This is a genomic window from Paenibacillus sp. JQZ6Y-1 (assembly GCF_040719145.1).
Lineage (GTDB): Bacteria > Bacillota > Bacilli > Paenibacillales > Paenibacillaceae > Saccharibacillus > Saccharibacillus kandeliae.
This window is the reverse complement of record NZ_JBFDUZ010000001.1, coordinates 1276296-1290909: the sequence shown is the minus strand read 5'-3', so window position 1 is coordinate 1290909 and position 14614 is coordinate 1276296. Positions and strand designations below refer to the sequence as shown.

The 14614-nt window shown below is 45.1% G+C and carries 11 protein-coding genes and 1 other annotated feature; of the genes, 4 read left to right on the top strand and 7 right to left on the bottom strand.

Features of this window, described 5'->3' with window-relative positions; all coding sequences use genetic code 11:
• Positions 1-8: 8 nt before the first annotated feature.
• The gene (locus ABXR35_RS05710; protein ID WP_367056671.1) at positions 9-515 is read left to right on the top strand and encodes an ADP-heptose synthase; all 507 of its coding nucleotides are present in this window, start codon (positions 9-11) and stop codon (positions 513-515) included.
• Between the two features lie 197 nt (positions 516-712).
• Here ABXR35_RS05710 and ABXR35_RS05705 read toward each other — a convergent pair whose 3' ends face one another.
• A complete protein-coding gene (locus ABXR35_RS05705; protein WP_367056669.1) occupies positions 713-892 on the bottom strand; it encodes a hypothetical protein in 180 nt (59 codons plus the stop codon).
• A gap of 182 nt (positions 893-1074) precedes the next feature.
• The gene (locus tag ABXR35_RS05700; RefSeq protein ID WP_367056667.1) at positions 1075-1380 is read right to left on the bottom strand and encodes a HesB/YadR/YfhF family protein; all 306 of its coding nucleotides are present in this window, start codon (positions 1378-1380) and stop codon (positions 1075-1077) included.
• An 842-nt stretch (positions 1381-2222) separates the two neighbouring features.
• Here ABXR35_RS05700 and ABXR35_RS05695 point away from each other — a divergent pair.
• Together ABXR35_RS05695 and ABXR35_RS05690 are read left to right on the top strand one after the other, a co-directional pair.
• On the top strand, positions 2223-3977 hold the full coding sequence (locus ABXR35_RS05695; RefSeq protein ID WP_367056665.1) for an ABC transporter ATP-binding protein: 1755 nt from the start codon (positions 2223-2225) through the stop codon (positions 3975-3977).
• A 32-nt stretch (positions 3978-4009) separates the two neighbouring features.
• A complete protein-coding gene (locus ABXR35_RS05690) occupies positions 4010-6115 on the top strand; it encodes an ABC transporter ATP-binding protein (protein WP_367061205.1) in 2106 nt (701 codons plus the stop codon).
• Between the two features lie 703 nt (positions 6116-6818).
• On the opposite strand, the gene ABXR35_RS05685 is transcribed toward ABXR35_RS05690, so the two are convergent.
• Positions 6819-8090 carry a methyl-accepting chemotaxis protein gene (locus ABXR35_RS05685; protein WP_367056664.1) on the bottom strand — a complete coding sequence of 424 codons (1272 nt, stop codon included), beginning with the start codon at positions 8088-8090 and terminating at the stop codon, positions 6819-6821.
• Between the two features lie 291 nt (positions 8091-8381).
• On the opposite strand from ABXR35_RS05685, the gene ABXR35_RS05680 reads away from it, so the two are divergent.
• Positions 8382-9581 carry an AI-2E family transporter gene (locus tag ABXR35_RS05680; RefSeq protein WP_367056661.1) on the top strand — a complete coding sequence of 400 codons (1200 nt, stop codon included), beginning with the start codon at positions 8382-8384 and terminating at the stop codon, positions 9579-9581.
• 216 nt (positions 9582-9797) lie between these two features.
• On the opposite strand, the gene ABXR35_RS05675 is transcribed toward ABXR35_RS05680, so the two are convergent.
• From ABXR35_RS05675 to ABXR35_RS05660, 4 genes are all read right to left on the bottom strand, one after another.
• Positions 9798-10343, bottom strand: coding sequence for a hypothetical protein (locus tag ABXR35_RS05675; protein WP_367056658.1), 546 nt, complete (start codon positions 10341-10343; stop codon positions 9798-9800).
• Between the two features lie 254 nt (positions 10344-10597).
• The gene (locus ABXR35_RS05670) at positions 10598-11539 is read right to left on the bottom strand and encodes an S-layer homology domain-containing protein (protein ID WP_367056655.1); all 942 of its coding nucleotides are present in this window, start codon (positions 11537-11539) and stop codon (positions 10598-10600) included.
• 222 nt (positions 11540-11761) lie between these two features.
• Positions 11762-13507 (bottom strand): arginine--tRNA ligase, encoded by a 1746-nt coding sequence (gene argS, locus ABXR35_RS05665; RefSeq protein ID WP_367056652.1) that lies wholly within the window; start codon positions 13505-13507, stop codon positions 11762-11764.
• A gap of 113 nt (positions 13508-13620) precedes the next feature.
• Positions 13621-13883: a binding site (T-box leader), on the bottom strand.
• Positions 13884-14217: 334 nt separating this feature from the next.
• Entirely contained in the window at positions 14218-14565 is a 348-nt protein-coding gene (locus ABXR35_RS05660) for a four-helix bundle copper-binding protein (protein WP_367056649.1), read from the bottom strand.
• Between the last annotated feature and the right edge of the window lie 49 nt (positions 14566-14614).

Sequence of the window (14614 nt, the reverse complement as noted above, 5' to 3'; positions counted from 1 at the left end):
GATTTCCCATGTCCCAGGCGTTTGTCATCGAAGCAGTAATGATTGCCATTTATGGCCAGTTACTTAACCCGGATAAACCGGTCACTTATATTGTGCCGTACACGACCATTATGGAACTGTACGAATTTGCGGAGAGCACCGAGCCGCTCATGAATAGCCCGATCGAAGACCGCGAAGTACGCGACCGCATTCAAGAGCTTATTCGCTATCTGGAAGAACCGCTGAACAAAAAGAAAATTCAGCGTTGTCTGCAAATGCCGTGGTCGCAAAGCTCAGGTATTGTCTTCAGCGATCAGGTACAGCTATCGGTCGTCAATGCGCTCGATAATGCCCACTACGGCGAAACATTTGACCCGATCGAAACGGAACTGATCCTCTCTTCTCTGAAAAAGGAAGCTCCTATGCTGACCGACCAGTTCGAGATGATCCAGCGTCTGATCGACGCGAAAGTACCTGTACAGGTATACGATATCGAAGATTTCTCGTATGCACTGGAAGGAATTTCGCCTGTGTAATTATGCAAAAGAACCTTCGCCGCATTGTCGGTGAAGGTTCTTTTCTTTCTATATCTGTATGTATAACACATGATGGTTCCAATCACCCAATACCATAAGCAGCTTTTTATCGGCTAGTATGCCTTACAAAGCTGCTTATCTCAGATCATGCTTCCCATCATATGTTGTTCGTTTTCTACTTTCCGCTTTGCTCCACCTCATACATTCAACCCTGTACTATACAAACTCAATATCGACAATCCCAACATTGAGAAGCTAGTCGAGAGCCACAGTACTGCATAGCGTCCACGCAGTATGTTTTGCTTCGTAAAATAAACTGCTGCTGTTGCGAATACTACACTTACCATCATCCACATGACCATTACCAGTGTTGTCATAACTATCACATTCCCTTCTGGTTGATACAATGAATCGTAGACGACTTTCATGAATAAAAAATGACGGGCAGCTTAAGCCCGTCTAAAAATATACTTATGATTTCCTTAGAATATAGTATAGGCAATTCGTATAGAATGGCAGCTATCCATATCATAATCTATTGATGATCTGCTATTGTTATTCAGGAGTTCTGCGATTCCGGCACATACGCATAACGGATATCGTCTTCCTGATCGACATACTCTACATTCAGCTTGTACCCGTTCAAATACCACAAATCTTGAGATTCCATATAAAATTGGATGCCTTCCGCTTCCTGTTCCAGACCCGGACTGACCGGCGGTTCTACGGAAATACCCAGCGAAAATCCCGGGTGAATATCGCTGTTGCTACTATAGCGTGCATAGAAACGAATATGATCGCCTTCCTGCAAATCAAGCTCTTTTTTGTACCATTGTGCTGCTTCATTGGATACTGCGATGCTCATAATAAATCCCGCCTTTCCCTCATTCTAAATTGCACTTGTGTAGTTATTACCCGTGCTGTGTCGTTATTATACCATGACCTACTCTGAAACGTCATAATGGCTTATTGTTCCCATAAAATGAATACATATCTTATGGGTCGCCTGCTGGATACAAAAATCCGGCTGGAAAAGTCAATGTTTTACATGAATTTTCAATAGTTAACATGGTATGTAGCTACCTTATACAGCTTGTATTCACAATACTCTGTTACACGCATTTTTAGATTACATAATTTCAAATATGATTTTTGTTTATGTAAACTAAATTTACGCATTTGGATATTAAATTCATCATCACATGAATATTTTGTGAAGAAATATTGAATAAATTCGTTGACAAGTCAAAAATCACAGTGCTACAATCAGACGCAGGGCAGTAATAGTTTCAAGTTATTACCATCTGCTACTATCCAAGTCGATTGAAGAAAGGGGACCTCCATGATGTACCAACTGATGATTGTACATAACCTAGGCAATGATGACCAACCAATCCAACAACTGAACACTGGAGCAACCCGGCAGATGGATATTCTTTTCCTCGGTAATTGAACGTTAGATTACCCCTGACAAGTATCCATAATGGATGATAAGATCCGCGCGGTTGTTCATCACCGTGCGCTTAATGACACCTACACAGGACAAGTCGTTTGCATATTGCACACGACTTGTCTTTTTTTTGGCTACTACAGGGAATTTGGGAAAAGAATACGTGGGATGGCTCCACTTTTTGAGCTATGCAGTTGTTGAATACAAGGATGAGTATCCTGCATTGAAAAGCGATGCAACGGAAAGGTAGTGAATCTATGTTTGCTGTTTTAAAAAATCTCGGCTGGTTTTTTAGTCGAGAACGAAAACGTTATCTGCTCGGTATTATTATGCTGGCAATTGTAGGTGTGTTCGAATTGGCACCACCAAAATTGCTTGGCGATGCGATTGACCGCATTTCCTCCGGTACGATTACGTTTCAAGCTCTAATGTATTACACAGGTGCGATTGCATTAATCGTGGTCATTATTTATGGCATCACCTATGTATGGATGCACAGTTTGTTCGGCGGCTCCAACCTAGTGGAGCGGTTGCTACGCACTCGCTTTATGGCTCATCTGCTGCGCATGACGCCTCCCTTTTTTGAACGGAGTCGTACTGGCGATTTGATGGCGCGGGCAACCAACGATTTGCGCTCGGTTGCAGTGACGGTTGGATTCGGAATGCTGACGCTGACCGACTCTACTGTATATCTGCTGACCGTTTTGCTGGCGATGGGCTTTCTAATCAGCTGGAAATTGACGCTGGCGGCTATCTTGCCATTACCGTTTATCGCGATTTCGATGGCGATCTACGGCAAAGTTGTCCATTCTCGCTACACCCTGGCACAAGATGCGTTTGGCGATATGAACGACCAAGTATTGGAATCAATCGCTGGCGTACGTGTGATTCGTGCTTATGTACAGGAGCGTCAAGATGAGAAACGTTTCGCCGATATTACAAACGATGTATATCGTAAAAACTTAGCTGTTGCTCTAGTAGATGGACTATTCGAGCCAACGATTCGTTTGTTTGTTGGACTGAGTTATATTATCGGTTTGGGCTACGGCGTATATCTGGTGTTCCATAATCAACTGACGCTGGGCGATCTGGTTTCCTTCAATATTTATCTTGGCATGATGATCTGGCCGATGTTCGCAATTGGTGAATTGATCAATATTATGCAGCGCGGTAATGCCTCGCTGGATCGTGTCAACGAGACACTGGCGGTCAAACCGGATGTAGAGGATATTACTGAACCGGTACATGTAGAGAATCCCGATCAGATTGAATTTGATAACGTCGTCTTCCGCTATCCGACTTCGACGGTCGACAATCTACAGCAGGTATCGCTGCGTATCCAAGCAGGCGAAACACTTGGCGTTGTCGGACGTACCGGCAGTGGCAAATCTACGCTACTCAAGCAACTGCTGCATGAATATCCAACAGGCAGTGGCGAATTGAAAATTGGCGGTGTACCGATTCAACATATCGCCAAAGATCAGCTGCACAGCTGGCTTGGTTATGTACCGCAGGAGCAAATCTTGTTTTCCCGCAGCGTACGTAATAATATCCGCTTCGGTAAATCAGATGCTTCGGATGAGGATGTTATGGCTGCAATTCGTACGGCTGCCTTTGATACGGATCTGCATACGTTCCCCGAAGGTCTGGATACGATTGTCGGTGAGCGTGGTGTCGCCCTATCAGGTGGACAAAAGCAACGGGTATCGCTGGCGCGTGCGTTTATCGCTGAACCCCCTATTTTAATACTGGATGATGCGCTGTCTGCGGTCGATGCTCGAACCGAAGCACGCATTATTGAAAATATCCGTACAGAACGTGCTGGCAAAACGACGCTGATCGCGACTCACCGGTTATCCGCGGTAGAGCATGCCGATCATATCGTGGTGCTGGACAGAGGAAGCATTATTGAAGAAGGAACGCATGCCGAGCTGCTCGCTGCTAAGGGCTGGTATCATGAGCAATATGAGCGTCAGCAAGTGAGCGATTCCTTGGATGAGGAGGTGTCTTAATTTTGGAGACACAAGACTTGCACGAACAGCCGATGACGCGGCTGGACAATAAAACCATTACAAGGCGATTGTATCAATACGCCTTACGCTCCAAAAAGACATTTATTGTCGCTCTGATCATGCTGGTTATCGGCGTAGGTGCCGAGCTAGCAGGTCCATTTATCGCTAAAAATATTATTGATAATCATATGTTCGCTATTGAACAGCCTTTTTATCAGACGACTGCGAGTGATCCGCACGCTGCCGAATATAAAGGCGCGTATTACAAACGCCAAGGATTTTGGAGCGACGGAGAAAAGAAAGGGCTGGAAGCTCATGTTGTACAAAGTGGAACCTCCTTCTACTTTGTCGAAGGTCCGATGGATAACCTTACCGGTGAAAAGACATTCGATGATGGTACGCTAACGATCCGCAATGCGCAGGGAGAACAGGCGGTATATCCGGCAGTGGTACTCTCCGCGACAGAGCTGTTCGGCTTTTATCAGCCAGAGCTGCCGGGCATTTATCAGCTAGTTGGATTATACTTTGTCTTCTTGCTGATTACGATTGTAACCGAGTTTGGTAAAACGTACTGGATGCAGTCGTCTGCCAATAAAGTCATTCAAGAGCTGCGTATTGATCTGTACGCACACATTCAACGTTTACCAGTGCCTTTCTTTGACAATCTGCCTGCTGGTAAAGTGGTATCGCGTGTAACGAATGATACGGAAGCGGTGAAAGATCTATTCGTCGCCGTATTATCGAATTTCAGCTCTGGTGCTGTATACATGCTCGGTGTGTATATCGCTCTCTTTATTCTGGATTTCCGACTAGGCATGGTTTGTCTATTCTTGGTTCCGCTGTTAATACTGTGGATTATGCTATATCGCAAAGTAGCAACCAAATATAATCGCATCATCCGCTCCCGCTTGAGCGAAATCAATGCGATTATCAATGAATCGATTCAAGGTATGTCGATCATTCGGATTTTCCGTAAGCAAAAGCAGACACAGGATGAGTTTGAAAAGTTGAACAATGATTATCAATTTTTCCAAAACAAAATGCTGCGTCTGAACTCTCTGACTTCGTTCAATCTGGTTAACGTGCTGCGGAACTTAACCTTTGCACTGGTGCTGTGGTATTTCGGTTCGGCTTCCCTTGGTAGCTTTGACAGTGCCATCTCGCTTGGTGTGCTATACGCATTTGTCGATGTGCTGGGACGGTTGTTCCAACCGATGACGGGTATGGTCAATCAATTGGCTGCACTTGATCTGTCAATGGTATCGGCAGGACGTGTATTCGAGCTGCTGGATGAGGAAGGCGAAAACGTTACCGACGGCTCGATGCCGCGTTATAAAGGCGATGTACGGTTTCACGATGTGACCTTTGCCTACAAAAAAGACCCAGTGCTCAAGCATATCGACTTTGAAGCCAAGCAGGGTCAAACGGTCGCACTGGTCGGTCATACCGGTTCCGGTAAAAGCTCGATTATCAATCTGCTGTTCCGTTTCTACGATCCACAGCAAGGCACCATTACGATTGACGGGCAAAATATTCGCGAGCTGCCAAAACAGTGGATTCGCCAGCATATGGGTATTGTGCTACAAGATCCGTATCTGTTTACTGGTACGATTGCTTCTAATGTCAGTCTGGACAATGAACAGATTAGTCGCGAACGACTGGAACAGGCGCTTCGTGATGTAGGTGCCGAGCAGATTCTGTCCGATCTACCGAAGGGCTTTGACGAGCCAGTGGTGGAGAAAGGCAGTACCTTATCTGCTGGTCAGCGTCAATTGATCTCCTTTGCCCGTGCGCTTGCTTATGATCCAGCGATTCTGATTCTGGATGAAGCAACGGCGAATATTGATACCGAGACGGAAGCATTGATTCAGTCCGCATTGGAAGTGCTGAAGCGCGGACGCACTACCTTTATCGTGGCGCACCGCCTCTCCACCATCCGCAGTGCAGATCAGATTCTAGTGCTGCATCGCGGCGAAATTGTAGAACGCGGTTCACATGATGAACTGATGGAGATCGACGGACGGTATCGTCAAATGTACCGTATGCAAACAGGTATCGGCTCCAATGCGATTCTGGATGGCACAGAACAGCCTCAGGATCGCGAAGCACCTATTCCTGCTGGCTTGCGCACAACCTAATCGCAATGACATATCTACTACTAGACACTCCATATAATCGAAATATCCAGCTTTCTTCCCATGTTATAAACAGGGCTGACAAGTCTGGCAAGCAGGCAGGAGCATATAGATCCAATTGACCAGCATTGCAGCCCTTGGCTGTTCAACAGTTACAAGGCTGCTGCTGGATAGCATTATCTTATACCGCATTCTATTAGCAACATACCTGGAATGTGGAGTCAGACATATCATAATCCTACTAGCTTTTCCTATATCATAGCCCTGTCTGATAAACAGCAGCGGCAGTATTGCATATCATAACTATACCGTTTTGCCTAGTTTTCCATATAAGCAACTACTAGTAATAATATAGCTTCATCGTAGCTTTACGATAGCTTTACACTAGCTTTACCGTAGCCTTATCATAGCTTTGTCGTAGTTATACCCGTCTAACCGGCATTTCATTGAAGCCCTGTTTATCGCTCCTGCCGGAAGACTTGTTATTAACAAGCAAATCCCCTTGCATTCTGCGTGTACTACGCTGGATCAGCAAGGGGATTTTGTGTTTGGTCATTCTTTTTTGAGTTTCTTTATCTGTTTATTATGAGTACATTCATGAAGGTGTGTAGAAGCAGACTGTGGCTGTTATTCTTGCATATAGGTCTGATTTTTCACGTCTTTCTTTATTTCTACATGGTCTTGCTATTGTCATACTGTCACTGAATCAGGCAGTAAATACTTTCGTTTTCTCCAACAAGCTTGTTGTCATGCTGCTCAGTTCGTCAGAGGAAGACGAAATTTCTTGCATGATGGCTGTTTCCTCATGCGTGGCAGTAGAGATTTGGCGTGCACCTTCGTAGAATTTGTCTGCCATTTCGCGAATTTGCTGCACATGGCTGTACGTCAGCTCGACACGGTCATTTTGTTCAGAAATTGAGCCTTCCATCAATTGCACGGCAGACATAAACTCGTCAACGATCCCCGCAAACTGATTCAGCGTTTCTTCTACGCGCGACGTATGTGTCGTCTCTCGTTGTACCAGTTCATTCTGATTATGAATCAGCTCTACGGTTGCGTGAATTTGCGATTGCACAGCACCGATCAGCGATTGAATGCGTTGAGCAGAATCATTACTTTGCTCAGCAAGCTTGCGGATTTCGGAAGCAACCACCGCGAATCCAGCTCCATGTTCACCAGCATGAGCGGCTTCAATGGAAGCGTTCAGTGCTAACAGATGTGTTTGCTCGGCGAGATCTTTGACAGTACCGCTGACAGCACCAATATCGGATGCTTGATTGTCGAGTAGGCGAACGGTTTGCTCTGCTTCGTTTTGGGAACTAGATAAGGTGTCCATGCCTGATTTTAAGGAAGCAAAGATGTCGCGTGTGGATTGAACCGATTGATCCATAGTCGTGGACAACTTTAGCATATGGGACGATTTATCTTTCATTTCACGGAACGAGCTCATCATATGCTGCGCAGTTTGCAGCGAGGTTTCACTGGAAGCGCGCTGCTGCTGTACGCCCGTATAAATCTCGTCAGCAATTGCAGATAAGGACTCGATCTGCTGGGCAGCTTCCGTAATGGAACCGCTTAAACAATCTGCATTTTGCGAAGTGGTGCTGGTGTTGTGGACAATGTCATTCACGATGCCTTTGATATTGAACACCATCATACGGAAAGCATCATTCAGTACTTTGATCTCATCCTCTTCACGACGATCAGGAATATCAACGGTCAGATCACCGGCAGATACCTTTTCCGCAATACGGGACAATGCAACAATCGGACGGGTTAAAAAGCGAGAAATGACATAACCAAGAATACCGCTCCACATAATGCCTAGCAGCAGAATAATGGACACATACATCCAATCCGCCATGGTCGAAGCCAGATACGACTTCAAATAGAAAATAAAGAAAGCGCTTGTACCATAGGTAATGACAGATACGGCAATAAAGCTTGCCACCAGCTTCGAACCAAGGGATAGTTTCATACAACACACCTCATGCAGTTATATTTTTTCATTCAGAATCTTATTAATTTAAATTTTAGCAAATATGAACAAAAAGCGGTGTGATCTAAGTCACAGACTAAGCAAAATTCAAGACTTTGGAACCAATATTTAATTTAGACCTTTTTTCCTGCATTGTCTACCTTAAACTTGTATTTTTGTCATTATTGCTCACTTGCTCTATCCTTTCACACCCGCTATGCTAGAATGTAGAAAGAATTAGAATACATCACCAATCATAGACCATGCACACCAAAGGGGATGAAGCTGCTCATGGAACGAGCCCGACTGTGGAGCGAACGATTCAAGCTGTTCTTTTTGAACAATCGCTTTGTTATTTTTTTGCTTGTACTTGTATTGATTTCGTTGAATATCTTTTTGCTTTCGAAGATTCCGTATGTGTTCACGCCGTTTATCGTGCTCGTCAAAACGGTCATTTTACCGATTATTTTAAGCGGTATTTTGTTCTATCTATTTAATCCCCTTATTGATTTTCTGGAAAAACATAAAGTAAAACGTATTTATTCCATAATTTTGCTTTACATTCTTATTATCGGTATTATCGTGTTGATCATTAGCTTGGTCATTCCCGTGATCCAGCGCCAAATTCAAGAGCTGGTAAGTAATATTCCGACGCTGTATGAGCAAGCATCTACGCAAATCCAGAAATGGCTGGGCGGCGATATTCTTCAACAAATTCAGCAATCGCTTAACATCAATCCGCAGGAGCTGTTACAGACGCTATCCAATCGTTGGGGCGCACTGTTCAGCAGTGGAGCTTCGGGCTTCCTGCATACCTTCTCCGGTATTGGTGGATTCCTTGGTACATTGACTGAAATTGTACTCTCTATTGTGACGGTACCATTTATTCTGTTCTATTTATTAAAAGATGGTAAACGTCTGGTGCCTTATGTACTGCAATTCATTCCAGTTGGTCTGCGTGGTCAAACATCCGAAGTCATGTCGGAAATGAACAGCAAAATCAGCTCCTATATTCGCGGTCAGATCATCGTCAGCTTCTGTATCGGCTGTCTGCTGTATATTGGCTACAATATTATCGGTCTGGATTATTCGCTTGTGCTAGCGATTATCGCTTCCTTTACAAGTATTGTGCCTTATCTCGGTCCAGCAATTGCTATTACTCCGGCGCTGGTTGTGGCATTGGTCACTTCCCCAGTCATGCTGCTCAAAATGATCGCTGTTTGGACCGCTGTTCAGCTAATCGAGGGGAAACTGATTTCGCCGCAGATTATGGGTAAATCGCTCAAGGTTCATCCGATTACGATCATTTTCGTTATTTTGACAGCTGGTAATCTGTTTGGCGTCGTAGGTATTCTGTTGGCAGTTCCGGGTTATGCTGTATTGAAGGTAGTAGTGACTCACCTGTTCGACTGGCTGAAGAAAAGCTCCAATCTGTATGAAACAGAAAAAGTCACCGAAAAGCCGATTGAAGTGGAATCGAAAAAACTCTAAGTACATTCCACTATAAGCGATTGTTCGATTGTTGAAAGTATGAACGCCAACCGAACACAATCAATCACCTCTAGCAAGTTCATATTCAGCAAATAATGCAAAGCAGCCATCGCGGTAGATTCTACCGGATGGCTGCTTTTATCATTTTAATTTTAGAGTATGCGACATCGCATATACAGGTTTGAAGGTACATCTGTATTTGATGTAAATCAAATGCTACTTCGTTTCAGCAGCCCATCCGTTTTGCTTCGTCTGCAATATAGCGAATTGCTTTTTCAACTGTCTTGCAAATTTGACGGGACCGGGAATACGGTTCTTTTTAAAATAATCTGTCAGCAGATGATCATGATATTGCAGCAGGAAATATTCGATCATAAAATCAGCAGGTGCCGATGGTGCATAGCCCAGAACCTCGACCACCTCCGAACGATCACCCTCATCCAATTCCTCTCCTTCGGCAAATTCTCCATCTGCATTATCTTCTAGTGTTTTGTTCAACTCCATGCGCATGTGAATATAAGCAAGAATCGCCGCTTCCTCCTGCTGTAGCAGCTCCACAAACCACTGGATTGCCTGTCGTTCATTGGGAATATCGCCTTGGTACCCATGTAACGTGAAGTGCAAGTGCTTGAAGCTTTGCATCAGATAAAAACCATAGATTGAGTTGTTGTCTATGAAATGCAATGTCGCATCATGCGTTTGCAATTGTTTTAGCAAGGCAGTGTACACCGGGCTTTCCAAAAAATCATTTAGATTCTTCATCTTGCTCTCACTCCTTTACAGTTATATGTATCTTGTCATTGTATTCTAGAGGTAGTCCATACATATACACGTACTGAATGGATATGACTTCCATTATACGTCGCCTCTTTTATTGTAAACTCTTTCTCATTGAAAATAAAATGTCTGCACCTACCCGAAGGTATAGCACAGACATGAGATACTACTATTTTTGTTTCCTGTTTCCTGATCATTTCTATGTCAGAACTAGCAGTTAAATTATCTACTGATCCATCTTACTTGTCAGCCAATTCAGGTGTATAGCCTGCCGGAATAATCGTATCGGCTGTGCCTTCACTGATCACCTGCGGATACATCATACCCGGTTGAGGCTGAGTCAGTGAGTAAGAAATCACTGCTTTTTTGTCGTCAGTCAGATTCACTTTGTCGATCTTCAAGTTGTAGCCTGGGTTTGGCAGTTGTACGGTCAAGGTTACTTTTTGCTTGCCATCCGCAGTGGATTTCACGCTCAATTGCGGATCATAACCCATTTGCGATCCCTCCGATCCATCCGCTGGTGGCGTTGTTGTACCGCTACCGTCGTTGTTTTCATTGTCCGTATTATTGGCGCGTTCGATCATATCTACCGCGCTGCTTACCCATGTTGCTGCATCCATACGAGTAATGGCTTTTTGCGGATTAAAGGCTTTGCCAACGGTGTCGCGTGGAATCACATTCATATTCACTAGCGTTTGGATAGCATTGGAGGCTTTGGTGTCAATTTTGTCCTGATCTTCAAACACAACGAACATTTTGGTTGCTGGATACGTACCAGTTGTGTTGATCGCCTCATACAGCCACAGTGCGAAATCCTCACGATTCACCTTTTCAGTAGCCTGAATATTGGACGGAATAGACAAGCTGTTGGCTTTGGCAGCCTCAACTGCTGCGGAATACCAAGGCTGACCTGCTGACGGCAATACTTCCGCTCCGTTCTTTTTCAATTCAAATGCTTTGGTCAAGATTTGGATCGCCTGCGCCTGCGTCAGCGTTTGATTCGGTTTGAACTGGGTTGCTGTTACGCCGTTAATGATGCCTTTTTCCTGCAATGAACTTACGATCTTTTGGTTATTATCACCTGTTACATCGGAAAATGCTGCTGCTGAAGTCATGGTACCTCCTGCAATTACGCAAGACAGAGCCAGCGCCGCGATTGTTGTTTGTTTATAATTCCACATGAGTAATCCCTCCGTCATGATATGCTTTGAGATTCAGGTTCCGGCGAATTGGTACAGCACTTGAAGAGGCAAGCGGTCAGACCTGCGATGCTGCAACTGTGCGGACCGATACAGTTTGGCGCTGACATGAGGTTGTTCACGCGTTCCCTGTATTTGCACATGCAATTGTACCGAACCTTCAATCTCACAGACGGGACAAGTACCCAAATGGTTGCAGTTCTTCTACATTTGATCTGGAGCTTCCATGCCAAGCAGATATAGCATCTCCTTCACATACCGCCCCGTCAGTTCCGTTAACTTCAGACGAACAGCACGTTCACTTGGTGCAGCATCCACAATTCGATCACGACTATAAAATTGATTAAACAACCGTGCGGTTTGCAACGCATACCGTGCGATTACTGATGGCTCATGCTGCTGTACTGCCCGTTCCAGCGTCTGCCGATACCGTCCCAAATGGCAAATCAGCTCCCATGCTGCATCACTCCAACTCTCATGTTCCACCGAGGATGACAGGAATGCAGCCGGAACACTCTCTGTCTGTTGCTGCGATTGCGCGCGACGTAGGATACTTTGAATGCGCGCATGCACATATTGAACATATGGTCCTGTTTCCCCTTCAAAGCTAACAGCCGCTTCTGGCGCAAAATCGATCTCATTTTGCCGATAATTTTTTAGATCATTGAAAATCACTGCTCCGATTCCGATCTGACGTGCTACTTGTTCACGCTGCGGCAGCTGCGGATTTTTCTCGTTAATAATATCGTTTGCCCGCTGTACAGCATCATCCAGCACCTGCTCTAGAAAGACCACTTTGCCTTTACGGGTGGACATCTTTTTGCCGTTAATTTTCATCAAGCCGAAAGATACATGGATGCAATCGCTCGCCCACTCGTAGCCCATTTTACCAAGTACCGCGAACACTTGTCGGAAATGCAAGGTCTGCTCACCTCCGACCACATACACTAGACGATCGCCACGCATCACCTGCTTGCGATAGATCGCCGTCGCCAGATCACGCGTCGGATAAATAGTTGTGCCATCCGATTTTAAAATCAGACATGGCGGCATGTCGTATTCATCCAATCGTACGACCTGTGCGCCATCGCTCTCTTCTAGCAGATGAGCATCCTGCAGCTGCTGCACAACAGCAGGCATTTTATCATTGTAAAAGCTCTCGCCCAATACCTCATCAAACTCCACATTCAACCGTTGATACATCAAATCTAGCGATGCCATACTCACTTTGACAAAATAATGCCATAGCTCTAGCGCCTCTGTATCCCCGTGCTCCAAGCGCCGGAACCAGTCACGCGCTTCGTCTTCTAGTTCTGGATGATTCTCTACTTCGTCATGAAATTTGATATATACGCGCAGCGCTTCGCCAATCGGATCAGCTGCCGCTTGTACCGGATCATGCCAGCGCAGATGTGCTGTAATCTGCTTACCAAACTGTGTACCCCAATCACCGATATGATTTACCCGTATTACCTCATATCCTGCGGCGGTGTACAGCCGATGCAGCGCTGCGCCAATCACAGTGGAGCGCAGATGTCCCACCCCAAACGGCTTGGCAATATTAGGTGACGACATATCGAGAATTATACGCTGCCCTTGTCCTATCGTTAGCTGAGTATACTGTGGTTCGGCTAGCGATTGTAGCAATTCCGCTCCAAGATGCTGCCGCTCCCATCTCCAATTCACATACGGTCCTGCGGCATCAATCTGAATGGGAGGAGCATCATGCGAAGACTGAATATGGTCATTGATCTGCTGTGCCAGCTGCATAGCAATTTGCTGCGGTGCACGCCGCCAGCTTTTCGCGAGTGCAAAGCATGGAAAAGCCAGATCGCCCAATTCGGGTGATGGCGGTGTTTCCAGCATGGAGTACAGAGATGACTCCTCCTCTTCTACCAGCGGTAACAGAATCTGTACCGCCTGCTGCTTGAATATGTCTGTTGTTATCATCAGAAAGACCTCCTCGTTATGTTACTGCATAGGTGAATATGTATGGAGCTACTTGTTGCACTTCAATATCCAATGCAAAAAGGCTCTCGTCTCCTACATATGCTGGACGCATACGTAGAGACGAGAGCCATATGATGGTCATTCCCGTGGTGCCACTCTATGTACAGATTTATTGTTTTCATCTGTCACTTGTATACCGATAACGGGGTCAACCGGATTCACCTATGCACATAGCTCGTCAACAGTATATTACGACTATGCTTTCGGAAAATCATCTCCGGGGTGCGCTTCAACAGTTATCGTTTTACCGGCTTCCACCAACCCGGCTCGCTTTTCAAACCAATAAGCTGTCTACTCTCCCAATCATGGATGGATGAATATGATCATTGTGCATAACGATCTTGCATGTACCGTAAATAACAGTTCATGTCATAGATATTAAGCTGTATTATAGCGCGCCCATGTCGGGCTGGCAAGACTACATTTGCTCAAAACCTCAGAATGCCATCAATGAGCAAAACTAAACATAACGTTAAAAAGCCGCCATACCTTCTCTCTTGTAATCATCATTGGACAGACGATAATGTCGAAAAAAGATATAGCGGCTTACTTATATTATATTGATACATCTACAGGTTTGATCGAAGGTTCGCCGTCCACAGCGGGTTCCGCTCGTCATACTTCCGCCGTATGTAGCTTATGACGGATGTTTATGCCATTGCTGTTACGCCTGCCAGCTCGTAGCACATTTCTGCGCATTTGCGGCATGCTTCTACACATTCTTGGCAATGCGTTTGCTCATGGCGCGAGCACTCGTTGATGCACGCTTCGCAAGCTTTGGCACACAGTTCAGCCAATTGTGTAGAGAACGCATTTCCTTGACTCAACGCTTGAATAGTAAAGGAGCAAATCTCCGCACAGTCACGATTGACGCGAATGCAGTCACATAGCTTTTCCAAATCATATTGCTTCAAATTGGATACATACGACAGATTACAAGCATTCATCGCTTCTACACAAGCTTCGATATAAGGGCGGTACTGGTTTGTGGTTGTCATTGTATAATTAACCTCCTAATAGTTCAGATCAATACCCTGCTTGAACATC